Here is a 25,012-nt window from a genome sequence, read left to right as displayed (position 1 = left end):
GACCCTTTGCGCTGCCTGTTAGCTGCCTCCTGCCCGTCACCAGGGGCATGCCCATGCTTGAGCACCGTGGACCGAATCTTCCCTCACCTGGGAATTCTGTCCCTGTGTCCATCTTGGGACCGGTACGCGCGTAGTGAGTCCGAGCCCTCGGAAGGACCCCCTCTTGGCCGCCTCGCGCACTGCCTCGACCGCGAATACGAACAACGGCGCAAGCACCGCCCCGCTGCGCATTTCCTTTGCAAAGATCAAGGAGCCCCTCGAGGTTCCGAACCTTCTTGCGCTGCAGACCGAGAGCTTTGACTGGCTGCTCGGCAATGACGCGTGGAAGGCTCGTGTCGAGGCGGCTCTGGACAGCGGACAGGACGTCCCCACCAAGTCCGGTCTGGAGGAGATCTTCGAGGAGATCTCCCCGATCGAGGACTTCTCCGGGTCGATGTCCCTGACGTTCCGCGACCACCGTTTCGAGCCTCCCAAGAACTCGATCGACGAGTGCAAGGAGCGCGACTTCACGTTCGCCGCCCCGCTCTTCGTCACCGCCGAGTTCACCAACAACGAGACCGGCGAGATCAAGTCCCAGACGGTCTTCATGGGCGATTTCCCGCTCATGACCAACAAGGGCACCTTCGTCATCAACGGCACCGAGCGTGTCGTCGTGTCGCAGCTGGTCCGTTCGCCGGGCGTCTACTTCGATTCCTCGATCGACAAGACGTCCGACAAGGACATCTTCTCCGCCAAGATCATCCCGTCCCGGGGTGCCTGGCTGGAGATGGAGATCGACAAGCGCGACATGGTCGGTGTCCGCATCGACCGCAAGCGCAAGCAGTCGGTCACCGTTCTGCTCAAGGCTCTCGGTTGGACGACCGAGCAGATCCTCGAGGAGTTCGGCGAGTACGAGTCCATGCGCGCCACCCTGGAGAAGGACCACACCCAGGGCCAGGACGACGCGCTGCTCGACATCTACCGCAAGCTCCGTCCGGGCGAGCCGCCGACCCGTGAGGCCGCTCAGACGCTGCTTGAGAACCTCTACTTCAATCCCAAGCGCTACGACCTCGCGAAGGTCGGCCGCTACAAGGTCAACAAGAAGCTGGGTGCGGACGCTCCGCTCGACGCGGGCATCCTCACGGTCGAGGACATCATCGCCTCGATCAAGTACCTGGTGAAGCTGCACGCCGGTGAGACCGAGACCGTTGGCGACAGCGGCACGTCGATCGTCGTCGAGACCGACGACATCGACCACTTCGGCAACCGTCGTCTGCGCAACGTCGGCGAGCTCATCCAGAACCAGGTCCGCACGGGTCTGGCTCGTATGGAGCGCGTTGTCCGCGAGCGGATGACGACCCAGGACGTCGAGGCGATCACGCCGCAGACCCTGATCAACATCCGGCCGGTCGTCGCCTCCATCAAGGAGTTCTTCGGCACCAGCCAGCTCTCGCAGTTCATGGACCAGAACAACCCGCTGTCGGGTCTCACCCACAAGCGCCGTCTGTCGGCGCTTGGCCCGGGTGGTCTCTCCCGTGAGCGGGCCGGCTTCGAGGTCCGTGACGTGCACCCGTCTCACTACGGCCGCATGTGCCCGATCGAGACCCCTGAGGGCCCGAACATTGGTCTGATCGGTTCGCTCGCCTCGTACGGCCGCGTCAACGCGTTCGGCTTCGTCGAGACGCCGTACCGCAAGGTCGTCGACGGCCAGGTCACCGACGACGTCGACTACCTGACGGCCGACGAGGAGGACCGCTTCGTCATCGCGCAGGCCAACGCGCCGCTGACGGACGACTTCCACTTCGCCGAGGCCCGCGTCCTGATCCGCCGCCGCGGCGGCGAGATCGACTACGTGCCCGGCACGGACGTCGACTACATGGACGTCTCGCCGCGCCAGATGGTGTCGGTCGCGACCGCCATGATCCCGTTCCTGGAGCACGACGACGCCAACCGTGCCCTCATGGGCGCGAACATGATGCGTCAGGCCGTGCCGCTGATCACCGCCGAGGCTCCCCTCGTCGGCACCGGCATGGAGTACCGCTGCGCGGTCGACGCCGGTGACGTGATCAAGGCCGAGAAGGCGGGTGTGGTCCAGGAGGTCTCCGCGGACTACGTCACCGTCACCAACGACGACGGCACGTACACCACGTACCGCATCGCCAAGTTCTCCCGGTCGAACCAGGGCACCTCGGTCAACCAGAAGGTTGTCGTCGACGAGGGCGCCCGCGTGATCGAGGGCCAGGTCCTGGCCGACGGTCCCGCGACCGAAGAGGGCGAAATGGCCCTCGGCAAGAACCTGCTCGTGGCGTTCATGCCGTGGGAGGGTCACAACTACGAGGACGCGATCATCCTGTCGCAGCGCCTCGTGCAGGACGACGTCCTCTCCTCGATCCACATCGAGGAGCACGAGGTCGACGCCCGTGACACCAAGCTCGGCCCGGAGGAGATCACCCGGGACATCCCGAACGTCTCCGAAGAGGTCCTCGCCGACCTCGACGAGCGCGGCATCATCCGTATCGGTGCCGAGGTCGTCGCCGGCGACATCCTCGTCGGCAAGGTCACGCCCAAGGGTGAGACCGAGCTGACGCCGGAGGAGCGCCTGCTCCGCGCGATCTTCGGTGAGAAGGCGCGCGAGGTGCGCGACACCTCGCTGAAGGTGCCGCACGGCGAGATCGGCAAGGTCATCGGCGTCCGCGTCTTCGACCGTGAAGAGGGCGACGAGCTGCCGCCGGGCGTGAACCAGCTGGTTCGTGTCTACGTGGCGCAGAAGCGCAAGATCACGGACGGTGACAAGCTCGCCGGCCGTCACGGCAACAAGGGCGTCATCTCGAAGATCCTGCCCATCGAGGACATGCCGTTCCTCGAGGACGGAACTCCGGTCGACATCATCCTGAACCCGCTGGGTGTCCCGTCCCGAATGAACCCGGGACAGGTCCTGGAGATCCACCTCGGCTGGCTCGCCAGCCGCGGCTGGGACGTCTCCGGCCTCGCGGACGAGTGGGCGCAGCGCCTCCAGGCCATCGGCGCCGACCAGGTCGACCCCGGCACGAACGTCGCGACCCCCGTCTTCGACGGTGCGCGCGAGGACGAGCTGGCCGGTCTGCTCGAGCACACGATCCCGAACCGCGACGGCGAGCGCATGGTGCTCCCGACCGGTAAGGCCCCGCTGTTCGACGGCCGCTCGGGTGAGCCCTTCCCGGAGCCGATCTCGGTCGGCTACATGTACATCCTCAAGCTCCACCACCTGGTGGACGACAAGCTCCACGCGCGTTCGACCGGCCCGTACTCGATGATCACCCAGCAGCCGCTGGGTGGTAAGGCTCAGTTCGGTGGTCAGCGCTTCGGTGAGATGGAGGTGTGGGCGCTGGAGGCATACGGCGCCGCGTACGCCCTCCAGGAGCTGCTGACGATCAAGTCCGACGACGTGACCGGCCGCGTGAAGGTCTACGAGGCCATCGTCAAGGGCGAGAACATCCCCGAGCCCGGCATCCCTGAGTCCTTCAAGGTGCTCATCAAGGAAATGCAGTCGCTCTGTCTCAACGTGGAGGTGCTGTCCTCGGACGGCATGTCCATCGAGATGCGTGACACCGACGAGGACGTCTTCCGCGCGGCGGAAGAGCTCGGTATCGACCTGTCCCGGCGCGAGCCGAGCAGCGTCGAAGAGGTCTGACGGGTTGGCCGGCCGGACCTCGTGTCCGGCCGGCTCTCCCCGGACCCGTTCAGACCATGATTGAGACTCGACCCCGAAAGAGGGATTGACGACAAAGTGCTCGACGTCAACTTCTTCGACGAGCTGCGGATCGGCCTTGCCACCGCGGACGACATCCGACAGTGGTCCCACGGCGAGGTCAAGAAGCCGGAGACCATCAACTACCGCACGCTCAAGCCCGAGAAGGACGGACTCTTCTGCGAGAAGATCTTCGGTCCGACCCGGGACTGGGAGTGCTACTGCGGCAAGTACAAGCGTGTCCGCTTCAAGGGCATCATCTGTGAGCGCTGTGGCGTAGAGGTCACCCGCGCCAAGGTGCGTCGTGAGCGGATGGGCCACATTGAGCTGGCCGCGCCCGTCACGCACATCTGGTACTTCAAGGGCGTCCCGTCGCGCCTGGGCTACCTCCTCGACCTCGCCCCGAAGGACCTCGAAAAGGTCATCTACTTCGCGGCGTACATGATCACGTTCGTGGACGAGGAGCGTCGCACCCGCGACCTGCCCTCCCTGGAGGCGCACGTCTCCGTGGAGCGTCAGCAGGTCGAGAACCGCCGCGACTCCGACCTCGAAGCCCGCGCCAAGAAGCTCGAGACCGACCTGGCCGAGCTTGAGGCCGAGGGCGCCAAGGCCGACGTACGCCGCAAGGTGCGCGAAGGTGCCGAGCGTGAGATGAAGCAGCTCCGCGACCGTGCGCAGCGCGAGATCGACCGTCTCGACGAGGTGTGGAACCGCTTCAAGAACCTCAAGGTCCAGGACCTGGAGGGTGACGAGCTGCTCTACCGCGAGCTGCGTGACCGCTTCGGCACGTACTTCGACGGTTCGATGGGTGCCGCTGCACTGCAGAAGCGCCTTGAGTCGTTCGACCTGGATGAGGAAGCCGAGCGGCTTCGCGAGATCATCCGTACCGGCAAGGGCCAGAAGAAGACCCGTGCGCTCAAGCGCCTCAAGGTCGTCTCCGCGTTCCTGCAGACCAGCAACAGCCCCAAGGGCATGGTGCTCGACTGCGTGCCGGTCATCCCGCCGGACCTGCGTCCGATGGTGCAGCTGGACGGTGGCCGCTTCGCGACCTCCGACCTGAACGACCTGTACCGCCGTGTGATCAACCGCAACAACCGCCTGAAGCGGCTTCTCGACCTCGGCGCGCCCGAGATCATCGTGAACAACGAGAAGCGCATGCTCCAGGAGGCCGTGGACGCCCTCTTCGACAACGGTCGTCGTGGTCGCCCGGTCACCGGTCCCGGCAACCGCCCGCTGAAGTCCCTGAGCGACATGCTCAAGGGCAAGCAGGGCCGCTTCCGTCAGAACCTTCTCGGTAAGCGTGTGGACTACTCCGCGCGTTCCGTGATCGTCGTCGGTCCGCAGCTGAAGCTGCACCAGTGCGGTCTGCCGAAGGCCATGGCGCTGGAGCTCTTCAAGCCGTTCGTGATGAAGCGCCTGGTCGACCTGAACCACGCGCAGAACATCAAGAGCGCCAAGCGGATGGTCGAGCGCGGCCGCACGGTCGTGTACGACGTCCTGGAAGAGGTCATCGCCGAGCACCCGGTTCTCCTGAACCGTGCGCCGACGCTGCACCGCCTCGGCATCCAGGCCTTCGAGCCGCAGCTGGTCGAGGGCAAGGCCATCCAGATCCACCCGCTCGTCTGCACCGCGTTCAACGCGGACTTCGACGGTGACCAGATGGCCGTGCACCTGCCGCTCTCCGCGGAGGCGCAGGCCGAGGCCCGCATCCTGATGCTGTCCTCGAACAACATCCTCAAGCCCGCCGACGGCCGTCCGGTGACGATGCCGACCCAGGACATGGTCCTCGGTCTGTTCTTCCTCACCACCGACGGCGAGCTGCGGGACACCAAGGGCGAGGGCCGCGCGTTCGGTTCCACCGCCGAGGCGATGATGGCGTTCGACGCCGGCGAGCTCGCTCTCCAGTCGACCGTCGACATCCGCTTCCCGGTGGGCACCATCCCGCCGCGCGGCTGGACCCCGCCGGTCAGCGCCGAGGGCGAGGACTTCGGCGAGGAGCGTGCCTACCAGCCGGGTGACAGCTTCCGGCTGCGTACGTCCCTGGGCCGCGCGCTCTTCAACGAGCTGCTGCCCGAGGACTACCCGTTCGTCGACTACTCGGTGGGCAAGAAGCAGCTCTCCGAGATCGTCAACGACCTGGCGGAGCGCTACCCCAAGGTCATCGTGGCGGCGACGCTCGACAACCTGAAGGCGTCCGGCTTCTACTGGGCGACCCGTTCCGGCGTCACCGTGGCCATCTCCGACGTCGTCGTGCCCGAGGCCAAGAAGGCCATCGTCAAGGGCTACGAGGAGCAGGACGAGAAGGTCCAGAAGCAGTACGAGCGCGGTCTGATCACCAAGGACGAGCGCACGCAGGAGCTCATCGCGATCTGGACCAAGGCGACCAACGAGGTTGCCGAGGCGATGAACGCGAACTTCCCCAAGACGAACCCCATCTTCATGATGGTTGACTCGGGTGCCCGAGGAAACATGATGCAGATGCGTCAGATCGCCGGTATGCGTGGTCTGGTGTCGAACGCGAAGAACGAGACCATCCCGCGTCCGATCAAGGCCTCGTTCCGTGAGGGCCTGACCGTCCTCGAGTACTTCATCTCCACGCACGGTGCCCGTAAGGGTCTGGCGGACACGGCTCTCCGTACCGCCGACTCCGGTTACCTCACCCGTCGTCTGGTCGACGTCTCCCAGGACGTCATCATTCGCGAGGAGGACTGTGGCACCGAGCGCGGTCTGAAGCTGAAGATCGCGGTCAAGGGCGAGGACGGTGTGCTCCGCAAGACGGAGAACGTCGAGACCTCGGTGTACGCCCGCATGCTGGCCGAGGACGTCGTCATCGACGGCAAGGTCATCGCGCCGGCCAACGTCGACCTCGGTGACGTCCTCATCGACGCCCTGGTCGCCAACGGCGTCGAGGAGGTCAAGACCCGCTCGGTCCTGACCTGTGAGTCCGCGGTCGGCACCTGTGCCTTCTGCTACGGCCGTTCGCTCGCCACCGGCAAGCTGGTCGACATCGGTGAGGCGGTCGGCATCATCGCCGCCCAGTCCATCGGTGAGCCCGGCACGCAGCTGACGATGCGTACCTTCCACACCGGTGGTGTGGCCGGTGACGACATCACCCAGGGTCTGCCCCGTGTCGTCGAGCTCTTCGAGGCTCGTACGCCCAAGGGTGTCGCCCCGATCTCGGAGGCGGCCGGCCGCATCCGTATCGAGGAGACCGAGAAGACCAAGAAGATCGTCGTCACGCCGGACGACGGCAGCGACGAGACTCCCTTCCCGATCTCGAAGCGCGCCAAGGTCCTCGTGCGTGAGGGTGACCACGTCGAGGTGGGCCAGAAGCTCACCTTCGGTGCCACCAACCCGCACGACGTGCTGCGGATCCTCGGTCAGCGCGCGGTCCAGGTCCACCTGGTCGGCGAAGTCCAGAAGGTCTACAACAGCCAGGGCGTGTCGATCCACGACAAGCACATCGAGATCATCATCCGGCAGATGCTGCGCCGCGTGACGATCATCGAGTCCGGCGACGCGGAGCTGCTGCCGGGCGAGCTCGTCGAGCGCTCGAAGTTCGAGACCGAGAACCGTCGTGTGGTCACGGAAGGCGGCCACCCGGCCTCCGGCCGTCCGCAGCTGATGGGTATCACCAAGGCCTCCCTTGCGACGGAGTCGTGGCTGTCCGCGGCTTCCTTCCAGGAGACGACCAGGGTCCTGACGGACGCGGCGATCAACGCCAAGTCCGACTCCCTGATCGGCCTCAAGGAGAACGTCATCATCGGTAAGCTCATCCCGGCCGGTACGGGTCTGTCCCGCTACCGCAACATCCGGGTGGAGCCGACCGAGGAGGCCAAGGCCGCGATGTACTCGGCCGTCGGCTACGACGACATCGACTACTCGCCCTTCGGGACGGGCTCGGGCCAGGCTGTGCCGCTGGAGGACTACGACTACGGTCCGTACAACCAGTAAGCGGTAGTACGTCCCCCCAGGGGCGTACGAAGCCGTCTACAGGGCGGTCATCCCTCGCGGGGTGGCCGCCCTGTGTCGTACGTTGCAGGCGGGTGTGTCCCCCGCGTGGGCATTTGTTTTGACCAGAGCCGATGAGGTAGGTACGCTCAGACCTTGTGCCTGGGGTGTGCCTGGGCTCGTGCGCGTGTCATCAACCGCAGCGCGGGTCCGTGAACGGCCGCCGCAATCTGCGCTCCTCTCCGCTTGTCGGCGGGGGTCCGCAGCATTCGACACACCCGACCGCGTGGGTCGGCGAGTGTTTCAGGTTAGCTTTACTATTCGGCACACAGAAACCGGAGAAGTAGTGCCTACGATCCAGCAGCTGGTCCGTAAGGGCCGGCAGGACAAGGTCGAGAAGAACAAGACGCCCGCACTCGAGGGTTCGCCCCAGCGCCGTGGCGTCTGCACGCGTGTGTTCACGACCACCCCGAAGAAGCCGAACTCGGCCCTCCGTAAGGTCGCGCGTGTGCGTCTGACCTCCGGGATCGAGGTTACGGCCTACATTCCGGGTGAGGGACACAACCTGCAGGAGCACTCCATCGTGCTCGTGCGTGGTGGCCGTGTGAAGGACCTGCCTGGTGTTCGCTACAAGATCATCCGCGGCTCCCTCGACACCCAGGGTGTCAAGAACCGCAAGCAGGCCCGCAGCCGCTACGGCGCCAAGAAGGAGAAGTAAGAATGCCTCGTAAGGGCCCCGCCCCGAAGCGCCCGGTCATCATCGACCCGGTCTACGGTTCTCCTCTGGTGACCTCCCTCATCAACAAGGTGCTGCTGAACGGCAAGCGCTCCACCGCCGAGCGCATCGTGTACGGCGCCATGGAGGGCCTGAAGGAGAAGACCGGCAACGACCCGGTCATCACCCTCAAGCGTGCGCTCGAGAACATCAAGCCGACCCTCGAGGTCAAGTCCCGCCGTGTCGGTGGCGCGACCTACCAGGTCCCGATCGAGGTCAAGCCGGGCCGTGCGAACACGCTCGCCCTGCGCTGGCTGGTCGGTTACTCCCGCGCCCGTCGCGAGAAGACCATGACCGAGCGTCTGCTCAACGAGCTCCTCGACGCCTCCAACGGCCTCGGTGCCGCTGTGAAGAAGCGCGAGGACACCCACAAGATGGCCGAGTCCAACAAGGCCTTCGCGCACTACCGCTGGTAGTCGCTACCCACATCGAGACCGAGAGAAGACTGAGCCGACATGGCTACCACTTCACTTGACCTGGCCAAGGTGCGCAACATCGGCATCATGGCTCACATCGACGCGGGCAAGACGACGACCACCGAGCGGATCCTGTTCTACACGGGTGTGTCGTACAAGATCGGTGAGGTCCACGACGGCGCCGCCACGATGGACTGGATGGAGCAGGAGCAGGAGCGTGGCATCACGATCACCTCTGCTGCCACCACCTGTCACTGGCCGCTGAACGACGTTGATCACACCATCAACATCATCGACACCCCGGGCCACGTCGACTTCACCGTCGAGGTGGAGCGTTCGCTCCGCGTGCTCGACGGTGCCGTGACGGTGTTCGACGGCGTCGCCGGCGTCGAGCCCCAGTCCGAGACCGTGTGGCGTCAGGCGGACCGCTACGGCGTCCCGCGTATCTGCTTCGTCAACAAGCTCGACCGTACGGGTGCCGAGTTCCACCGCTGCGTCGACATGATCGTCGACCGCCTCGGTGCGACCCCGATCGTCATGCAGCTGCCCATCGGCGCAGAGGCTGACTTCAAGGGTGTCGTCGACCTCGTCACGATGAAGGCCTTCGTCTGGTCCGCCGAGACCAAGATGGGCGAGGCCTACGACATCGTCGACATCCCCGACACGCACACCGAGGCTGCCGAGGAGTACCGCGGCAAGCTGCTCGAGGCTGTCGCGGAGAACGACGAGCAGATGATGGAGCTGTACCTGGAGGGCCAGGAGCCCACCGAGGAGCAGCTGTACGCGGCGATCCGTCGCGTCACCATCGCCTCCGGCAAGGGCGGCGACACCACCGTCACCCCCGTCTTCTGCGGTACGGCGTTCAAGAACAAGGGCGTCCAGCCCCTGCTCGACGCCGTCGTGCGCTACCTCCCCTCCCCCCTGGACGTCGAGGCCATCGAGGGCCACGACGTCAAGGACCCGGAGCAGGTCGTCAAGCGCAGGCCGTCGGACGACGAGCCGCTGTCGGCGCTCGCGTTCAAGATCGCGAGCGACCCGCACCTGGGCAAGCTCACCTTCGTCCGGATCTACTCCGGTCGCCTGGACGCCGGCACCGCGGTGCTGAACTCCGTCAAGGGCAAGAAGGAGCGCATCGGCAAGATCTACCGCATGCACGCGAACAAGCGTGAGGAGATCGCGTCGGTGGGCGCCGGTGACATCGTCGCCGTCATGGGCCTGAAGCAGACCACCACGGGTGAGACGCTCTCTGACGACAAGAACCCGGTGATCCTGGAGTCCATGGACTTCCCGGCGCCGGTCATCGAGGTCGCCATCGAGCCGAAGTCCAAGGGTGACCAGGAGAAGCTGGGTGTCGCCATCCAGCGTCTCTCGGAGGAGGACCCCTCCTTCCGGGTTCACTCGGACGAGGAGACCGGCCAGACCATCATCGGTGGTATGGGCGAGCTTCACCTCGAGGTGCTCGTCGACCGCATGAAGCGCGAGTTCCGCGTCGAGGCGAACGTCGGCAAGCCGCAGGTGGCCTACCGCGAGACGATCCGCAAGGCCGTCGAGCGCGTGGACTTCACCCACAAGAAGCAGACCGGTGGTACCGGTCAGTTCGCGAAGGTGCAGATCGCGATCGAGCCCATCGAGGGCGGCGACGCGTCGTACGAGTTCGTGAACAAGGTCACCGGTGGCCGTATCCCGCGGGAGTACATCCCGTCGGTGGACGCCGGCGCGCAGGAGGCCATGCAGTTCGGCATCCTGGCGGGTTACGAGATGACCGGCGTCCGCGTCATTCTTCTCGACGGTGCCTACCACGAGGTGGACTCCTCCGAGCTCGCCTTCAAGATCGCCGGTTCGCAGGCCTTCAAGGAGGCCGCGCGCAAGGCGTCCCCCGTGCTGCTCGAGCCGATGATGGCCGTTGAGGTCACCACGCCCGAGGACTACATGGGCGATGTCATCGGTGACATCAACTCCCGCCGTGGCCAGATCCAGGCCATGGAGGAGCGCAGCGGCGCTCGCGTCGTGAAGGGCCTCGTGCCCCTCTCGGAGATGTTCGGCTACGTCGGAGACCTCCGCAGCAAGACGTCGGGTCGCGCAAGCTACTCAATGCAGTTCGACTCCTACGCCGAGGTTCCGCGGAACGTCGCCGAGGAGATCATCGCGAAGGCCAAGGGCGAGTAACTCACCCGAGTTCACGCTTTAGGCTTGACACCATCCGCCGGGGTTCGACCCCGCAGGGCAAGAACCCCGGCGGCTGGCTTCCCAGCAAAGATCACCTGGCGCCGATGAAGCAAGGCGTACAGAACCACTCCGCAGGAGGATTCAGTGGCGAAGGCAAAGTTCGAGCGGACTAAGCCGCACGTCAACATCGGCACCATCGGTCACATTGACCACGGTAAGACGACCCTCACGGCCGCCATTACCAAGGTGCTGCACGACGCGTACCCCGACCTGAACGAGGCCTCGGCCTTCGACCAGATCGACAAGGCTCCCGAGGAGCGCCAGCGCGGTATCACGATCTCGATCGCGCACGTCGAGTACCAGACCGAGGCGCGTCACTACGCCCACGTCGACTGCCCGGGTCACGCGGACTACATCAAGAACATGATCACGGGTGCCGCGCAGATGGACGGCGCCATCCTCGTGGTCGCCGCCACCGACGGCCCGATGCCGCAGACCAAGGAGCACGTGCTCCTGGCCCGCCAGGTCGGCGTTCCGTACATCGTCGTCGCCCTGAACAAGGCCGACATGGTGGACGACGAGGAGATCCTGGAGCTCGTCGAGCTCGAGGTCCGTGAGCTCCTCTCCGAGTACGAGTTCCCGGGCGACGACCTGCCGGTCGTCAAGGTCTCGGCGCTCAAGGCGCTCGAGGGCGACAAGGAGTGGGGCCAGACCGTTCTGGACCTCATGGCCGCCGTCGACTCCGCCATCCCGGAGCCCGAGCGTGACGTCGACAAGCCGTTCCTGATGCCGATCGAGGACGTCTTCACGATCACCGGTCGTGGCACGGTCGTCACCGGTCGTATCGAGCGTGGTGTCCTCAAGGTCAACGAGACCGTCGACATCATCGGCATCAAGACCGAGAAGACCACCACCACGGTCACCGGCATCGAGATGTTCCGCAAGCTGCTCGACGAGGGCCAGGCCGGTGAGAACGTCGGTCTGCTCCTCCGTGGCATCAAGCGCGAGGACGTCGAGCGCGGCCAGGTCATCATCAAGCCCGGTTCGGTCACGCCGCACACCGAGTTCGAGGCCCAGGCCTACATCCTGTCGAAGGACGAGGGTGGCCGTCACACCCCCTTCTTCAACAACTACCGCCCGCAGTTCTACTTCCGCACCACCGACGTGACCGGCGTCGTGACCCTCCCCGAGGGCACCGAGATGGTCATGCCGGGCGACAACACTGAGATGACCGTTGAGCTCATCCAGCCCGTCGCGATGGAAGAGGGCCTGAAGTTCGCCATCCGTGAGGGTGGCCGGACCGTTGGCGCCGGCCAGGTCACCAAGATCAACAAGTAAGCTTCTTCGCTTGCGCGTTGATCGGGGAGACCCGGTTGCTCTGAACTGAGCGCACAGCAGTACCTGGCAGTACCGGAAGGGCCCGTACGACTTCGGTCGTGCGGGCCCTTTCGCGTGCGTGAGACGTTTGCCGGCCGTTGGGCCGGCCGTTGGGTCGGCCGGGCGGCGCCCGGGGCCAGGGGGGCCGTGTCGCGGGTCGTGAGGAGCAGGCGGGGGTCGTGGTGGCGCAGGCCGGCGAGGAGGTCCGTCGCCTGCTGGAGGAGCGGCGGGGACGCCCCAGCGGTGCGCCGGCGCCTCTACGAGGAGCAGGCCCGGCCCCGGCTCCGCCGGCACGGCGGGGTGCTCCGGCGTGGCGTGGGTGCGTGGGCACCTGGGGGTGGCGGGGCGGCGACGTGGCGGGGTGGTGGTGAGCCCTGGCGGTGTGGGTTCGGGCCGCTTGGGGTGGGGATTGCAGGAAAGTTTCGCGACACGCCGTGTGTGGGGGCTCCTGGGCGGGACTTTTCTGCAGGGGCGCCCGGCTGAGGGGGCGCCCGCTGAGGGGGCGTCCGGCCGAGGGGGGCCCGCTGAGGGGGCGTCCGGCCGAGGGGGTGCCCGGATGAGGGGGGCCCGCCGAGGGGGCGTCCGGCCGAGGGGGTGCCCGCCGAAGGGACGTCCGGCCGAGGGGGCGTCCGGCTGAGGGGTGCCCGGCCGAGGGGGTGCCCGGCTGAGGGGCGTCCGGCTGAGGGGGCGTCCCGCCGAAGGGGCGCCCGGCCGAGGGGGGCGCCCGCCGAAGGGGTGCCCGGCCGAGGGGGCGTGCGGCCTAGGGGCAGCCCGGCCTAGGGGGCGTCTCGCTCAGCCCCGGTCCCACGCCCCGCTCAGCCCCGGTCCCACGCCCCGCTCAGCCCCGGTCCCACGCCCCGCCGAGCACCCCGAGCCGAGGCCCGTACTCCACCGCCTCCACCCACTCCGGCGGCCACCCCGACGGGCCCCCGTGCGCCCCCGCCAAGGCGCCCGCCAACGCTGCCGTCGCCGCTGAGGCGCCGGAGGTGTGGGCGGCGCGGCGCAGGGTGTGGCGGGGGTGGGCGTCCGTGGTGAGGAAGGCGTACAGGGCGCCGCCAAGGACTGCGTCGGCGGTCCATGCCGCGCCCACCGCCCTGCCCGGCTCGGCCCCGCTCCCCAGGGCGGCCTCCACCGCGTCCAGCGCCGCCACGCACTCGTCCCAGCCCATCGCGACGAACGACGCCGCGTCGGCCCGCGGCGCCAGGTCGCCCAGCCAGTCCGCGCGGTAGACGTAACGGGACGCCTCCGCGTGGACGCGCAGCTCCGCGAGGAGGTCGGCGGGCGCGCAGCCGTGCCTCAGGAGGTCCACCGCGTGTGCCGCCAGGTCGCTCGCCGCCAGGGCCGTGGGGTGGCCGTGAGTGAGGGCCGCCTGTAGCTGGGCGATGCCCGAGCGCTGGTCGGGGGAGAGGTAGGGCGCGAGGCCCACCACGGCCGCCCGTACCACCGCCGCGCACCCCTTCGAACCGGCCGCCGTCGCCTCCTGCCAGGGGACGGGGGACGCGAGGGCCTCGCACGCGTTCAGCGTCGTACGGCCGGGGGAGCGGTCGTTGTCGGGGGAGTATCGCCAGCGGACGAGGCGCGTACGCAGGGCCGTCGTCACGGCCCCCGGCGTCAGCCACGGCGGGGCCGGCAGCGCGCCCCGTACCGTGAGGGCCTCGCGCGCCTCCGCCTCCGGGAGGCGAGCCGGGACCGCTACCCCCGCCAGTGCCTCGCCCACCGACAGTGAGAGCTGCGTCTGGTCGGAGACGCGGACCGTGCCGTCGGGGGAGAGGGGCAGCTCCATCGATTCCCAGCTCCCGTACGCCTCCGTGATGGCGTCCATGGAGAGGGCCGACAGCGGGCGGCCCATCGCGTCACCCAGGGCCAGGCCGAGCAGGGCCCCGCGCGCCGAATGCCACCGGGGAGCCCGGCGCGGAAGGCCCGCCAGGTCGTACAGGCCCTCCAGGCTCGGAGCCGTCGTCAGCGAACCCGGCACCGCCGCCGGTGAGACCGCCAGCTCGCCCAGGACCACCGTGGGGGCCACTCCGCGTGCCCTGCCGTCGCGCAGCGCGAGGAGCCAGCGGCTGTCGCCGCGGGCCCGGTAGTCGGCGTCGCCGCGCACGATCCACCCCGCCGCGTCGTCCTCGTCGCACGCCCAGACGTACGTGGTGACGGTGCCCCGTTCGTCGGTCAGTGCCACGTACCGGACGGGGCGTGCGGTCGTCGAGGCGTACTCCGCGGGGCCGCTCACCTGCGTGAACGCCACGTCGTCCGCGAAGCGGGGGTTGATGTACCGGCGGGGCACGAAGCGGGGGCCGGGGGCTGCCGGATCGGTCATGGCGGGTTTCCGTCTCGTCGGGCGGCGGATCGTCACGCCCACCCTGTCGGATCGGCCCCGCCCCGGCGAACCGCACCCCGGGTTTGACCTCCGTCACTCACCGGGTACGCTCTACGGCCCGATTGGCCCCGGGCGTGTCCTGTATGGCAGACTGTCGGGGTTGCTCGGTTGAGTGCCGATGCTGCGCGCCTCCCGCCGGGAGGACCGGAAGCGAGTCCCACAGTACTCGTCGCCCTATCTGTCGAAGGGCCCGCAAGGGTTCGCAGGCAGCGCTTTGGCGGACGTACGGGAATCTTTCGGGAAGTGCAGCGCGGTGGTTCGACCAGGCGCCCGGTGGGTTTCTTCCCCCGGACCCGCGGTCATCAGGGCCGCAGCCCCTAGCAGGGATTCTCCTTCGGGAGAGTTGTGTGAGCGGGACTGCGACACGCCCGACCACGTGGGTCGGAGGAAGTAGAAAAAAGGGCCTCCCGGGAGCCAGAGCGTTCGAGACAAAGGACTACTAAGTAGCCATGGCGGGACAGAAGATCCGCATCCGGCTCAAGGCCTACGACCACGAGGTCATCGACTCTTCGGCGAAGAAGATCGTCGAGACGGTGACTCGAACTGGTGCGTCTGTCGCGGGCCCGGTGCCGCTGCCCACTGAGAAGAACGTGTACTGCGTCATCAAGTCGCCGCACAAGTACAAGGACTCGCGCGAGCACTTCGAGATGCGCACGCACAAGCGTCTGATCGACATCCTCGACCCGACGCCCAAGACCGTTGACTCGCTGATGCGCCTGGACCTTCCGGCCGGCGTTGACATCGAGATCAAGCTCTGAAGGGCGCGGAGAAGATGACCAAGCAGATCAAGGGCATCCTGGGCGAGAAGCTCGGCATGACCCAGGTCTGGGACGAGAACAACCGTGTCGTCCCGGTGACCGTGGTCAAGGCCGGGCCCTGCGTCGTTACCCAGGTCCGTACGAATGACAGCGACGGCTACGAGTCGGTCCAGATCGCCTTCGGCGAGATCGACCCTCGCAAGGTGAACAAGCCCCTCAAGGGCCACTTCGCCAAGGCCGACGTGACCCCCCGTCGCCACCTCGTCGAGATCCGTACCGCTGAGGCCAGCGCGTACACCCTCGGCCAGGAGCTGACTGCCGAGACGTTCGAGGCCGGTATCAAGGTCGACGTCACCGGCAAGAGCAAGGGCAAGGGCTTCGCCGGTGTGATGAAGCGTCACAACTTCCACGGCGGCAAGGCCTCCCACGGTGCCCACCGCGTGCACCGCAAGCCCGGTTCCATCGGTGGCTGTGCCACCCCCGGCCGTGTCTTCAAGGGCATGCGCATGGCGGGTCGCATGGGCAACGAGCGGGTCACCACCCAGAACCTGACCGTCCACGCCGTTGACGCGGAGAAGGGCCTGCTCCTCATCAAGGGCGCGGTTCCTGGTCCGAACGGCGGCCTCGTCCTGGTCCGTACTGCGGCCAAGGGGGCCTGAGGTAACCCATGAGCACCATTGACATCCTTTCGCCGGCAGGCGACAAGACCGGGACGGTCGAGCTCCCCGCGGAGATCTTCGACGTCGAGAAGATCAGCATTCCGCTGATCCACCAGGTCGTCGTCGCCCAGCTGGCCGCTGCCCGCCAGGGCACGCACAAGACCAAGCGTCGCGGCGAAGTCCGCGGTGGCGGCAAGAAGCCGTACCGCCAGAAGGGCACCGGCCGCGCGCGCCAGGGTTCGACCCGTGCGCCGCAGTTCGCCGGCGGTGGCGTCGTCCACGGCCCGCAGCCGCGCGACTACTCGCAGCGCACGCCCAAGAAGATGAAGGCTGCCGCTCTGCGTCACGCCCTCACCGACCGGGCGCGCAACTCCCGCATCCACGTCGTCTCCGGCGTGGTCGAGGGCGAGGTCTCGACGAAGGCCGCGAAGAGCCTGCTCGGCAAGGTCAGTGAGCGCAAGAACGTGCTCCTGGTCATCGAGCGCTCGGACGAGGCTTCGATGCTCTCCGCCCGCAATCTGCCCCAGGTCCACATCCTGGAGCCGGGCCAGCTGAACACGTACGACGTGCTCGTCTCGGACGACGTGGTCTTCACCAAGGCCGCGTTCGAGTCCTTCGTGTCCGGCCCGAAGGCCACTGACACCGAAGGGAGCGAAGCCTGATGGCCATCCGTCACCAGAGCATCGCGTCCAAGGCTGCGAAGGCCGCCAAGGCGGCGCGTGTCGCCAAGGCGAAGCGCATCGCGACCGAGGGCAAGATCGCCGTTGAGCCCACCCCGCTGAGCAAGTCCTTCTCGGACCCGCGCGACGTCCTCGTCAAGCCGGTCGTCTCCGAGAAGTCGTACGCGCTGCTCGACGAGGGCAAGTACACGTTCATCGTGGCCCCTGGCGCCAACAAGACCCAGATCAAGCAGGCCGTCGAAGCGGTCTTCTCGGTCAAGGTCGCCGGCGTCAACACGATCAACCGTCAGGGCAAGCGGAAGCGTACGCGCACCGGTTTCGGCAAGCGTGCCGACACCAAGCGCGCCATCGTGACCCTTGCTGAGGGCGACCGTATCGACATCTTCGGCCAGGCCTCCTAACGGAGCGCCCTGGTCCGAATATCGGACGAGGACTGAGAAATGGGAATCCGCAAGTACAAGCCGACTACGCCGGGCCGCCGTGGCTCCTCCGTAGCCGACTTCGTCGAGGTAACGCGGTCCACGCCGGAGAAGTCGCTGGTTCGCCCGCTGCACAGCAAGGGCGGCCGTAACAACGCCGGTCGGATCACCGTTCGCCACCAGGGTGGCGGACACAAGCGCGCCTTCCGCGTGATCGACTTCCGTCGTCACGACAAGGACGGTGTGCCGGCCAAGGTCGCGCACATCGAGTACGACCCCAACCGCACCGCGCGCATCGCGCTGCTGCACTACGCGGACGGCGAGAAGCGCTACATCCTCGCCCCGCGCGGTACGCAGCAGGGTGACCGGATTGAGAGCGGCCCTGGTGCCGACATCAAGCCCGGCAACAACATGGCGCTGCGCAACATCCCGGTCGGTACGACCATCCACGCCATCGAGCTGCGGCCCGGCGGCGGCGCGAAGTTCGCCCGCTCCGCGGGTGCCTCCGTGCAGCTGCTCGCGAAGGAAGGCGCCATGGCGCACCTTCGCATGCCGTCCGGTGAGATCCGTCTGGTCGACGTCCGCTGCCGCGCCACCATTGGCGAGGTCGGCAACGCCGAGCAGTCGAACATCAACTGGGGCAAGGCCGGCCGTATGCGCTGGAAGGGCGTTCGCCCGACCGTGCGTGGTGTCGTGATGAACCCGGTCGACCACCCGCACGGTGGTGGTGAAGGCAAGACCTCCGGTGGACGTCACCCGGTCTCGCCGTGGGGTCAGAAGGAGGGTCGTACTCGTGATCGCAACAAGGCGAGCAACAAGTACATCGTCCGTCGCCGCAAGTCGAACAAGAAGCGCTAGGAGCGGGTTTAGATGCCGCGCAGTCTCAAGAAGGGGCCCTTCGTCGATGACCACCTCGTAAAGAAGGTGGACGTCCAGAACGAAGCCGGCACCAAGAACGTCATCAAGACCTGGTCCCGTCGCTCGATGATCGTCCCCAGCATGCTGGGTCACACGATCGCGGTGCACAACGGCAAGACCCACATCCCGGTGTTCGTCACCGAGTCGATGGTCGGCCACAAGCTCGGCGAGTTCTCGCCGACTCGCACCTTCCGCGGCCACGTCAAGGACGACCGGAAGTCGAAGCGCCGCTAGCGCGGGGTGGAAACGACTATGACTAACACCGAAGGGACAACCATGGAAGCCAGGGCCCAGGCGCGGTACATCCGCGTCACGCCCATGAAGGCCCGCCGCGTGGTGGACCTCATCCGTGGCATGGATGCCACGGAGGCTCAGGCGGTCCTGCGTTTCGCCCCGCAGGCCGCGAGCGTGCCGGTCGGCAAGGTGCTGGACAGCGCCATTGCCAACGCCGCGCACAACTACGACCACTCTGACGCTTCTTCGCTGGTCATCAGCGAGGCGTTCGTGGATGAGGGTCCGACCCTGAAGCGGTTCCGTCCGCGTGCTCAGGGCCGTGCCTACCGGATCCGTAAGCGGACCAGCCACATCACCGTGGTCGTCAGCAGCAAGGAAGGAACCCGGTAATGGGCCAGAAGGTAAACCCGCACGGGTTCCGGCTCGGTATCACGACCGACTTCAAGTCGCGTTGGTATGCCGACAAGCTGTACAAGGACTACGTCAAGGAAGACGTCGCCATCCGTCGGATGATGACGTCCGGCATGGAGCGCGCCGGCATCTCGAAGGTTGAGATCGAGCGCACCCGTGACCGCGTGCGTGTGGACATCCACACCGCACGTCCCGGCATCGTCATCGGCCGCCGTGGCGCCGAGGCCGACCGCATCCGCGGTGACCTCGAGAAGCTCACGGGCAAGCAGGTCCAGCTGAACATCCTCGAGGTCAAGAACCCCGAGGTCGACGCTCAGCTCGTGGCCCAGGCCGTGGCGGAGCAGCTGTCCTCCCGCGTCTCCTTCCGTCGCGCCATGCGTAAGAGCATGCAGTCGGCGATGAAGGCGGGCGCCAAGGGCATCAAGATCCAGTGTGGTGGCCGTCTCGGCGGCGCCGAGATGTCGCGCTCGGAGTTCTACCGCGAGGGCCGCGTGCCCCTGCACACGCTCCGTGCCAACGTCGACTACGGCTTCTTCGAGGCCAAGACGACCTTCGGCCGCATCGGCGTGAAGGTCTGGATCTACAAGGGCGACGTCAAGAACATCGCCGAGGTCCGCGCCGAGAACGCCGCGGCCCGTGCGGGTAACCGCCCGGCCCGTGGTGGCGGCAACGACCGTCCGGCCCGTGGTGGCCGGGGTGGCGAGCGTGGCGGCCGTGGCCGCAAGCCGCAGCAGCAGTCCGCGCCGGCTGCCGAGGCCCCCAAGGCCGACGCTCCCGCCGCTGCCGCTCCGGCTGCTGAGAGCACCGGAACGGAGGCCTGACCGAAATGCTGATCCCCCGTAGGGTCAAGCACCGCAAGCAGCACCACCCGAAGCGCAGCGGTATGTCCAAGGGTGGGACGCAGGTTGCGTTCGGCGAGTACGGCATTCAGGCCCTCACTCCGGCGTACGTGACCAACCGCCAGATCGAGGCGGCTCGTATCGCGATGACCCGCCACATCAAGCGTGGCGGCAAGGTCTGGATCAACATCTACCCGGACCGCCCGCTCACCAAGAAGCCCGCCGAGACCCGCATGGGTTCCGGTAAGGGTTCTCCCGAGTGGTGGATCGCGAACGTCAAGCCGGGTCGGGTGATGTTCGAGCTGTCCTACCCGAACGAGAAGATTGCTCGTGAGGCGCTCACCCGCGCTGCTCACAAGCTTCCGATGAAGTGCCGCATCGTTCGGCGCGAGGCAGGTGAGTCGTGATGTCGGCCGGTACCAAGGCGTCCGAGCTGCGCGAACTGGGCGACGAGGAGCTTCTCAACAAGCTCCGCGAAGCCAAGGAAGAGCTGTTCAACCTCCGCTTCCAGGCGGCGACGGGCCAGCTCGAGAACCACGGTCGGCTGAAGGCCGTCCGTAAGGACATCGCGCGGATCTACACCCTGATGCGTGAGCGCGAGCTGGGCATCGAGACGGTGGAGAGCGCCTGATGAGCGAGAGCAACGTGACTGAAGAGACGAAGGCCGCCCGCGGCTTCCGCAAGACCCGTCAGGGTCTTGTCGTCAGCGACAAGATGGACAAGACCGTCGTCGTCGCTGTCGAGGACCGCGTGACCCACGCGCTGTACGGCAAGGTCATCCGCCGTACGAACAAGCTCAAGGCGCACGACGAGCAGAACGCTGCCGGCGTCGGCGACCGCGTCCTCCTGATGGAGACGCGTCCGCTGTCGGCGACCAAGCGCTGGCGCATCGTCGAGATCCTCGAGAAGGCCAAGTAATTCTCCGAGGGGCACCCCCCTCGGAGTTCGTTCCGCCAGGCTCCCGGGGCAGTTCGCTGAACTGCCCCGGGGGAACCGGCAGACAATCAGGAGATAGACGTGATCCAGCAGGAGTCGCGACTTCGTGTCGCCGACAACACGGGTGCGAAGGAAATTCTCACCATTCGTGTTCTCGGTGGCTCGGGTCGCCGCTACGCGGGCATCGGTGACGTCATCGTCGCCACCGTCAAGGACGCGATCCCCGGTGGCAACGTGAAGAAGGGTGACGTCGTCAAGGCGGTCATCGTTCGCACCGTCAAGGAGCGCCGCCGTCCGGACGGCTCGTACATCCGCTTCGACGAGAACGCCGCCGTCATTCTGAAGAACGACGGCGACCCTCGCGGCACCCGTATCTTCGGCCCTGTCGGCCGTGAGCTGCGCGAGAAGAAGTTCATGAAGATCATCTCGCTCGCGCCGGAGGTGCTGTAAGCATGAAGATCAAGAAGGGCGACCTGGTCCAGGTCATCACCGGTAAGGACAAGGGCAAGCAGGGCAAGGTCATTGCCGCTTTCCCGCGCGACGAGCGCGTCCTGGTCGAGGGTGTCAACCGGGTCAAGAAGCACACGAAGGCCGGCCCGACCGCCAGCGGCTCGCAGGCCGGCGGCATCGTGACCACCGAGGCCCCCGTCCACGTCTCCAACGTCCAGCTGGTCGTGGAGAAGGACGGCAACAAGGTTGTCACGCGTGTCGGTTACCGCTTCGACGACGAGGGCAACAAGATCCGCGTTGCCAAGCGGACGGGTGAGGACATCTGATGACGACCACCACCACTCCGCGTCTCAAGACGAAGTACCGCGAGGAGATCGCGGCCAAGCTGCAGGAAGAGTTCTCGTACGAGAACGTCATGCAGACGCCGGGCCTCGTCAAGATCGTGGTCAACATGGGTGTCGGCGACGCCGCCCGTGACTCGAAGCTCATGGACGGTGCCGTCCGTGACCTGACCACCATCACGGGTCAGAAGCCGGCCATCACCAAGGCCCGGAAGTCCATCGCGCAGTTCAAGCTGCGCGAGGGTCAGCCGATCGGCTGCCACGTCACGCTCCGTGGCGACCGCATGTGGGAGTTCCTGGACCGCACCCTGTCGCTCGCGCTTCCGCGCATCCGCGACTTCCGTGGTCTGTCCCCCAAGCAGTTCGACGGCCGTGGCAACTACACCTTCGGTCTCACGGAGCAGGTCATGTTCCACGAGATCGACCAGGACAAGATCGACCGCGTCCGGGGTATGGACATCACCGTGGTGACCACGGCGACCAACGACGCTGAGGGCCGTGCGCTCCTTCGTCACCTCGGCTTCCCGTTCAAGGAGGCGTAAGCGAGATGGCGAAGAAGGCTCTGATTGCCAAGGCTGCTCGTAAGCCCAAGTTCGGTGTGCGTGCGTACACCCGCTGCCAGCGCTGCGGCCGCCCGCACTCCGTCTACCGCAAGTTCGGCCTCTGCCGCGTGTGCCTTCGTGAGATGGCTCACCGTGGCGAGCTGCCGGGCGTGACCAAGAGCTCCTGGTAGTCCTTCTTTCTGGACTGCTTGGATCTCTCGGTAAGTAAAGGGTTGGCAGATGCCGTCCTCCACATGGCTTAGGCTAGGAGGGTTGGGCGTCTGCCGCCCTGACCGACTTACTACGCCGTAGGTCCCCGCACCGCACCCGTCCTGCCTCTGAGTGGGGAGAGGGATGGCGCACATAGGAAACCCCGGCGAGAGAGGCCGAAGGCCAATTCATGACCATGACTGATCCGATCGCGGACATGCTGACTCGTCTGCGTAACGCGAACTCGGCGTACCACGACACCGTGGCTATGCCGCACAGCAAGATCAAGTCTCACATCGCGGAGATCCTCCAGCAGGAGGGCTTCATCACGGGCTGGAAGGTCGAGGACGCCGAGGTTGGCAAGAACCTCGTCCTCGAGCTGAAGTTCGGCCCGAACCGTGAGCGCTCCATTGCGGGCATCAAGCGGATCTCCAAGCCCGGTCTCCGGGTTTACGCGAAGTCCACCAACCTGCCGAAGGTCCTCGGCGGCCTCGGCGTGGCGATCATCTCCACGTCGCACGGTCTCCTGACCGGCCAGCAGGCAGGCAAGAAGGGCGTAGGTGGGGAAGTCCTCGCCTACGTCTGGTAGTCGGGAACGGAGGAATAGCTAATGTCGCGTATTGGCAAGCTCCCCATCACGGTTCCCGCCGGCGTGGACGTCACCATCGATGGCCGCACGGTCGCGGTGAAGGGCCCCAAGGGTTCCCTCTCGCACACCGTTGTCGCGCCGATCGAGATCGCTAAGGACGAGGACGGCGTTCTGAACGTCACTCGCCCGAACGACGAGCGTCAGAACAAGGCCCTGCACGGCCTGTCCCGCACGCTGGTGGCGAACATGATCACCGGCGTGACCCAGGGTTACGTGAAGAAGCTCGAAATCAGCGGTGTCGGTTACCGCGTCCTCGCGAAGGGCTCCAACCTGGAGTTCTCGCTGGGCTACAGCCACTCGATCCTGGTCGAGGCCCCCGAGGGCATCACCTTCAAGGTGGAGTCCGCGACCCGTTTCTCGGTCGAGGGCATCGACAAGCAGAAGGTCGGAGAGGTTGCGGCCAACATCCGCAAGCTGCGCAAGCCCGACCCGTACAAGGCCAAGGGCGTCAAGTACGAAGGCGAAGTCATCCGCCGCAAGGTCGGAAAGGCGGGTAAGTAAGCCATGGCATACGGAGTCAAGATTGCTAAGGGCGACGCTTACAAGCGTGCTGCCATCAAGCGTCGTCACATCCGCATCCGTAAGCACATCTCGGGTACGGCTGAGCGTCCGCGCCTGGTCGTGACGCGCTCCAACCGCCACATCGTGGCCCAGGTCATCGACGACATCAAGGGTCACACCCTTGCGTCGGCCTCGACCCTGGACACCACGATCCGCGGCGCCGAAGGCGACAAGTCCGCGCAGGCCAAGTCGGTCGGCGCCCTGGTCGCCGAGCGTGCCAAGGCTGCCGGTGTCGAGACTGTCGTGTTCGACCGTGGTGGTAACCAGTACGCCGGGCGCATCGCAGCCCTGGCGGACGCCGCCCGCGAAGCCGGACTCAAGTTCTGAGTCGTCCGTCGCGCAGCGACTGTGTCACTGCGTAGCTAGCGGAAACAGAGAGAGGTAATTCCAATGGCTGGACCCCAGCGCCGCGGTGGCGGTGCCGGTGGCGGCGAGCGGCGGGACCGGAAGGGTCGCGACGGTGGCGCTGCCGCCGAGAAGACCGCATACGTTGAGCGCGTTGTCGCGATCAACCGTGTCGCCAAGGTTGTGAAGGGTGGTCGTCGCTTCAGCTTTACCGCGCTGGTCGTGGTAGGCGATGGTGACGGCACCGTGGGTGTCGGTTACGGCAAGGCCAAGGAGGTGCCGGCCGCCATCGCCAAGGGTGTTGAGGAGGCCAAGAAGCACTTCTTCAAGGTCCCCCGTATCCAGGGCACCATCCCGCACCCGATCACGGGCGAGAAGGCCGCGGGCGTCGTCCTGCTCAAGCCTGCTTCCCCCGGTACCGGTGTTATCGCCGGTGGCCCGGTGCGTGCCGTGCTCGAGTGCGCCGGCGTTCACGACATCCTGTCGAAGTCGCTCGGTTCGTCGAACGCGATCAACATCGTGCACGCGACCGTCGCGGCCCTCAAGGGTCTGCAGCGTCCCGAGGAGATCGCGGCTCGCCGTGGTCTGCCCCTCGAGGACGTCGCTCCCGCGGCTCTGCTGCGGGCGCGTGCCGGGGCTGGTGCTGCGTAATGGCACAGCTCAAGGTCACGCAGATCAAGTCGTACATCGGCAGCAAGCAGAACCACCGCGACACCCTGCGCTCCCTTGGTCTCAAGGGCATCAACACGCAGGTCGTCAAGGAGGACCGCCCCGAGTTCCGCGGAATGGTGCACACCGTCCGCCACCTCGTGACGGTTGAGGAGGTCGACTGACATGGCGGAGCAGAACCCGCTGAAGGTCCACAACCTCCGGCCCGCCCCGGGCGCCAAGACCGCCAAGACCCGTGTGGGTCGTGGTGAGGCGTCCAAGGGTAAGACCGCTGGTCGTGGTACCAAGGGCACCAAGGCCCGTTACCAGGTTCCGGAGCGCTTCGAGGGTGGCCAGATGCCCCTCCACATGCGTCTCCCGAAGCTCAAGGGCTTCAAGAACCCGTTCAAGACCGAGTTCCAGGTCGTGAACCTCGACAAGCTGAGCGCGCTGTACCCGGAAGGTGGCGAGGTCACCGTAGAGGGTCTCGTCGCCAAGGGTGCCGTTCGCAAGAACAGCCTCGTCAAGGTCCTCGGCCAGGGTGAGGTCACCGTGGCGCTGCAGGTGACGGTTGACGCCGTCTCCGGCTCCGCCAAGGAGAAGATCACCGCCGCCGGCGGTACTGTCACCGAGCTCGTCTGATT

Annotated in this window: 28 protein-coding genes; 27 read left to right on the top strand and 1 reads right to left on the bottom strand. The window is 66.5% G+C overall.

Features of this window, described 5'->3' with window-relative positions:
* Positions 1-163 precede the first annotated feature (163 nt).
* The 6 genes from rpoB (at position 164) to tuf (ending at position 12,352) form a co-directional block, all read left to right on the top strand.
* The gene (gene rpoB / locus ACRAKF_RS16840) at positions 164-3,649 is read left to right on the top strand and encodes a DNA-directed RNA polymerase subunit beta (protein ID WP_447037987.1); all 3,486 of its coding nucleotides are present in this window, start codon (positions 164-166) and stop codon (positions 3,647-3,649) included.
* Between the two features lie 96 nt (positions 3,650-3,745).
* Positions 3,746-7,660, top strand: a complete 3,915-nt coding sequence (locus tag ACRAKF_RS16835; protein ID WP_447037986.1) for a DNA-directed RNA polymerase subunit beta' — start codon at positions 3,746-3,748, stop codon at positions 7,658-7,660.
* Positions 7,661-8,003: 343 nt separating this feature from the next.
* A complete protein-coding gene (rpsL, locus tag ACRAKF_RS16830; RefSeq protein ID WP_003948652.1) occupies positions 8,004-8,375 on the top strand; it encodes a 30S ribosomal protein S12 in 372 nt (123 codons plus the stop codon).
* Positions 8,376-8,377: 2 nt separating this feature from the next.
* Complete coding sequence (gene rpsG / locus ACRAKF_RS16825; protein WP_055553483.1) at positions 8,378-8,848, top strand: 30S ribosomal protein S7; 471 nt, start codon at positions 8,378-8,380, stop codon at positions 8,846-8,848.
* Between the two features lie 39 nt (positions 8,849-8,887).
* Positions 8,888-11,014 carry an elongation factor G gene (fusA, locus tag ACRAKF_RS16820; RefSeq protein WP_447037985.1) on the top strand — a complete coding sequence of 709 codons (2,127 nt, stop codon included), beginning with the start codon at positions 8,888-8,890 and terminating at the stop codon, positions 11,012-11,014.
* Positions 11,015-11,158: 144 nt separating this feature from the next.
* On the top strand, positions 11,159-12,352 hold the full coding sequence (gene tuf / locus ACRAKF_RS16815) for an elongation factor Tu (RefSeq protein WP_447037984.1): 1,194 nt from the start codon (positions 11,159-11,161) through the stop codon (positions 12,350-12,352).
* A gap of 877 nt (positions 12,353-13,229) precedes the next feature.
* Here tuf and ACRAKF_RS16810 read toward each other — a convergent pair.
* The gene (locus tag ACRAKF_RS16810) at positions 13,230-14,708 is read right to left on the bottom strand and encodes an ADP-ribosylglycohydrolase family protein (protein ID WP_447037983.1); all 1,479 of its coding nucleotides are present in this window, start codon (positions 14,706-14,708) and stop codon (positions 13,230-13,232) included.
* 509 nt (positions 14,709-15,217) lie between these two features.
* Between ACRAKF_RS16810 and rpsJ the strand changes: the two genes are divergently transcribed.
* From rpsJ to rplO, 21 genes are all read left to right on the top strand, one after another.
* Entirely contained in the window at positions 15,218-15,526 is a 309-nt protein-coding gene (gene rpsJ / locus ACRAKF_RS16805; protein WP_003948644.1) for a 30S ribosomal protein S10, read from the top strand.
* 14 nt (positions 15,527-15,540) lie between these two features.
* Positions 15,541-16,185, top strand: coding sequence for a 50S ribosomal protein L3 (rplC, locus tag ACRAKF_RS16800; RefSeq protein ID WP_447037982.1), 645 nt, complete (start codon positions 15,541-15,543; stop codon positions 16,183-16,185).
* Between the two features lie 8 nt (positions 16,186-16,193).
* A complete protein-coding gene (gene rplD / locus ACRAKF_RS16795) occupies positions 16,194-16,847 on the top strand; it encodes a 50S ribosomal protein L4 (protein ID WP_447037981.1) in 654 nt (217 codons plus the stop codon).
* Positions 16,847-17,266 (top strand): 50S ribosomal protein L23, encoded by a 420-nt coding sequence (gene rplW / locus ACRAKF_RS16790; RefSeq protein WP_447037980.1) that lies wholly within the window; start codon positions 16,847-16,849, stop codon positions 17,264-17,266. Before rplD ends, rplW begins: the two co-directional genes overlap by 1 nt.
* A 39-nt stretch (positions 17,267-17,305) precedes the next feature.
* Positions 17,306-18,142, top strand: a complete 837-nt coding sequence (rplB, locus tag ACRAKF_RS16785; protein WP_447037979.1) for a 50S ribosomal protein L2 — start codon at positions 17,306-17,308, stop codon at positions 18,140-18,142.
* 12 nt (positions 18,143-18,154) lie between these two features.
* On the top strand, positions 18,155-18,436 hold the full coding sequence (gene rpsS / locus ACRAKF_RS16780) for a 30S ribosomal protein S19 (RefSeq protein ID WP_447037978.1): 282 nt from the start codon (positions 18,155-18,157) through the stop codon (positions 18,434-18,436).
* 42 nt (positions 18,437-18,478) lie between these two features.
* The gene (gene rplV / locus ACRAKF_RS16775) at positions 18,479-18,826 is read left to right on the top strand and encodes a 50S ribosomal protein L22 (protein ID WP_199547356.1); all 348 of its coding nucleotides are present in this window, start codon (positions 18,479-18,481) and stop codon (positions 18,824-18,826) included.
* Positions 18,826-19,668: a 30S ribosomal protein S3 gene (gene rpsC, locus ACRAKF_RS16770; protein WP_447037977.1), complete on the top strand. Its 843-nt coding sequence runs from the start codon at positions 18,826-18,828 to the stop codon at positions 19,666-19,668. Before rplV ends, rpsC begins: the two co-directional genes overlap by 1 nt.
* A gap of 5 nt (positions 19,669-19,673) precedes the next feature.
* Positions 19,674-20,093 carry a 50S ribosomal protein L16 gene (gene rplP, locus ACRAKF_RS16765; RefSeq protein WP_014047785.1) on the top strand — a complete coding sequence of 140 codons (420 nt, stop codon included), beginning with the start codon at positions 19,674-19,676 and terminating at the stop codon, positions 20,091-20,093.
* Complete coding sequence (gene rpmC / locus ACRAKF_RS16760) at positions 20,093-20,317, top strand: 50S ribosomal protein L29 (protein ID WP_005481220.1); 225 nt, start codon at positions 20,093-20,095, stop codon at positions 20,315-20,317. Before rplP ends, rpmC begins: the two co-directional genes overlap by 1 nt.
* Positions 20,317-20,604, top strand: coding sequence for a 30S ribosomal protein S17 (rpsQ, locus tag ACRAKF_RS16755; RefSeq protein ID WP_150171090.1), 288 nt, complete (start codon positions 20,317-20,319; stop codon positions 20,602-20,604). Before rpmC ends, rpsQ begins: the two co-directional genes overlap by 1 nt.
* A 99-nt stretch (positions 20,605-20,703) precedes the next feature.
* Positions 20,704-21,072, top strand: a complete 369-nt coding sequence (gene rplN / locus ACRAKF_RS16750; RefSeq protein ID WP_003974257.1) for a 50S ribosomal protein L14 — start codon at positions 20,704-20,706, stop codon at positions 21,070-21,072.
* 2 nt (positions 21,073-21,074) lie between these two features.
* Entirely contained in the window at positions 21,075-21,398 is a 324-nt protein-coding gene (gene rplX, locus ACRAKF_RS16745; RefSeq protein WP_384359238.1) for a 50S ribosomal protein L24, read from the top strand.
* Positions 21,398-21,955, top strand: a complete 558-nt coding sequence (gene rplE / locus ACRAKF_RS16740) for a 50S ribosomal protein L5 (RefSeq protein ID WP_135332558.1) — start codon at positions 21,398-21,400, stop codon at positions 21,953-21,955. Before rplX ends, rplE begins: the two co-directional genes overlap by 1 nt.
* A 5-nt stretch (positions 21,956-21,960) precedes the next feature.
* Positions 21,961-22,146: a type Z 30S ribosomal protein S14 gene (locus ACRAKF_RS16735; protein ID WP_003956452.1), complete on the top strand. Its 186-nt coding sequence runs from the start codon at positions 21,961-21,963 to the stop codon at positions 22,144-22,146.
* Positions 22,147-22,355: 209 nt separating this feature from the next.
* A complete protein-coding gene (rpsH, locus tag ACRAKF_RS16730) occupies positions 22,356-22,754 on the top strand; it encodes a 30S ribosomal protein S8 (RefSeq protein ID WP_018528360.1) in 399 nt (132 codons plus the stop codon).
* 21 nt (positions 22,755-22,775) lie between these two features.
* Entirely contained in the window at positions 22,776-23,315 is a 540-nt protein-coding gene (rplF, locus tag ACRAKF_RS16725) for a 50S ribosomal protein L6 (RefSeq protein ID WP_447037976.1), read from the top strand.
* A 3-nt stretch (positions 23,316-23,318) separates the two neighbouring features.
* Positions 23,319-23,702: a 50S ribosomal protein L18 gene (gene rplR, locus ACRAKF_RS16720; protein WP_398300201.1), complete on the top strand. Its 384-nt coding sequence runs from the start codon at positions 23,319-23,321 to the stop codon at positions 23,700-23,702.
* Between the two features lie 63 nt (positions 23,703-23,765).
* Positions 23,766-24,371 (top strand): 30S ribosomal protein S5, encoded by a 606-nt coding sequence (rpsE, locus tag ACRAKF_RS16715; protein WP_389714785.1) that lies wholly within the window; start codon positions 23,766-23,768, stop codon positions 24,369-24,371.
* A complete protein-coding gene (gene rpmD / locus ACRAKF_RS16710; protein WP_447037975.1) occupies positions 24,371-24,553 on the top strand; it encodes a 50S ribosomal protein L30 in 183 nt (60 codons plus the stop codon). Before rpsE ends, rpmD begins: the two co-directional genes overlap by 1 nt.
* 1 nt (position 24,554) lies before the next feature.
* Complete coding sequence (gene rplO / locus ACRAKF_RS16705; RefSeq protein WP_055564835.1) at positions 24,555-25,010, top strand: 50S ribosomal protein L15; 456 nt, start codon at positions 24,555-24,557, stop codon at positions 25,008-25,010.
* Positions 25,011-25,012 lie beyond the last annotated feature (2 nt).

It is taken from the genome of Streptomyces sp. DSM 118878 (genome assembly GCF_052936595.1).
This window is presented reverse-complemented; position numbering and strand designations above follow the sequence as displayed.

Coding starts and splice junctions, on each gene's coding strand:
- rpsQ (WP_150171090.1), top strand. CDS start 20,317: ATGAGCGAGAGCAACGTGACTGAAGAGACGAAGGCCGCCCGCGGCTTC.
- rpmD (WP_447037975.1), top strand. CDS start 24,371: ATGGCACAGCTCAAGGTCACGCAGATCAAGTCGTACATCGGCAGCAAG.
- rplC (WP_447037982.1), top strand. CDS start 15,541: ATGACCAAGCAGATCAAGGGCATCCTGGGCGAGAAGCTCGGCATGACC.
- rplX (WP_384359238.1), top strand. CDS start 21,075: ATGAAGATCAAGAAGGGCGACCTGGTCCAGGTCATCACCGGTAAGGAC.
- rpsS (WP_447037978.1), top strand. CDS start 18,155: ATGCCGCGCAGTCTCAAGAAGGGGCCCTTCGTCGATGACCACCTCGTA.
- rpsC (WP_447037977.1), top strand. CDS start 18,826: ATGGGCCAGAAGGTAAACCCGCACGGGTTCCGGCTCGGTATCACGACC.
- rplW (WP_447037980.1), top strand. CDS start 16,847: ATGGCCATCCGTCACCAGAGCATCGCGTCCAAGGCTGCGAAGGCCGCC.
- rpsG (WP_055553483.1), top strand. CDS start 8,378: ATGCCTCGTAAGGGCCCCGCCCCGAAGCGCCCGGTCATCATCGACCCG.
- fusA (WP_447037985.1), top strand. CDS start 8,888: ATGGCTACCACTTCACTTGACCTGGCCAAGGTGCGCAACATCGGCATC.
- rplP (WP_014047785.1), top strand. CDS start 19,674: ATGCTGATCCCCCGTAGGGTCAAGCACCGCAAGCAGCACCACCCGAAG.
- rpsH (WP_018528360.1), top strand. CDS start 22,356: ATGACCATGACTGATCCGATCGCGGACATGCTGACTCGTCTGCGTAAC.
- rpsE (WP_389714785.1), top strand. CDS start 23,766: ATGGCTGGACCCCAGCGCCGCGGTGGCGGTGCCGGTGGCGGCGAGCGG.
- rplF (WP_447037976.1), top strand. CDS start 22,776: ATGTCGCGTATTGGCAAGCTCCCCATCACGGTTCCCGCCGGCGTGGAC.
- rplR (WP_398300201.1), top strand. CDS start 23,319: ATGGCATACGGAGTCAAGATTGCTAAGGGCGACGCTTACAAGCGTGCT.
- rpsJ (WP_003948644.1), top strand. CDS start 15,218: ATGGCGGGACAGAAGATCCGCATCCGGCTCAAGGCCTACGACCACGAG.
- ACRAKF_RS16810 (WP_447037983.1), bottom strand. CDS start 14,708: ATGACCGATCCGGCAGCCCCCGGCCCCCGCTTCGTGCCCCGCCGGTAC.
- rplV (WP_199547356.1), top strand. CDS start 18,479: ATGGAAGCCAGGGCCCAGGCGCGGTACATCCGCGTCACGCCCATGAAG.
- rplO (WP_055564835.1), top strand. CDS start 24,555: ATGGCGGAGCAGAACCCGCTGAAGGTCCACAACCTCCGGCCCGCCCCG.
- rplD (WP_447037981.1), top strand. CDS start 16,194: ATGAGCACCATTGACATCCTTTCGCCGGCAGGCGACAAGACCGGGACG.
- ACRAKF_RS16735 (WP_003956452.1), top strand. CDS start 21,961: ATGGCGAAGAAGGCTCTGATTGCCAAGGCTGCTCGTAAGCCCAAGTTC.
- rplB (WP_447037979.1), top strand. CDS start 17,306: ATGGGAATCCGCAAGTACAAGCCGACTACGCCGGGCCGCCGTGGCTCC.
- rplE (WP_135332558.1), top strand. CDS start 21,398: ATGACGACCACCACCACTCCGCGTCTCAAGACGAAGTACCGCGAGGAG.
- rpmC (WP_005481220.1), top strand. CDS start 20,093: ATGTCGGCCGGTACCAAGGCGTCCGAGCTGCGCGAACTGGGCGACGAG.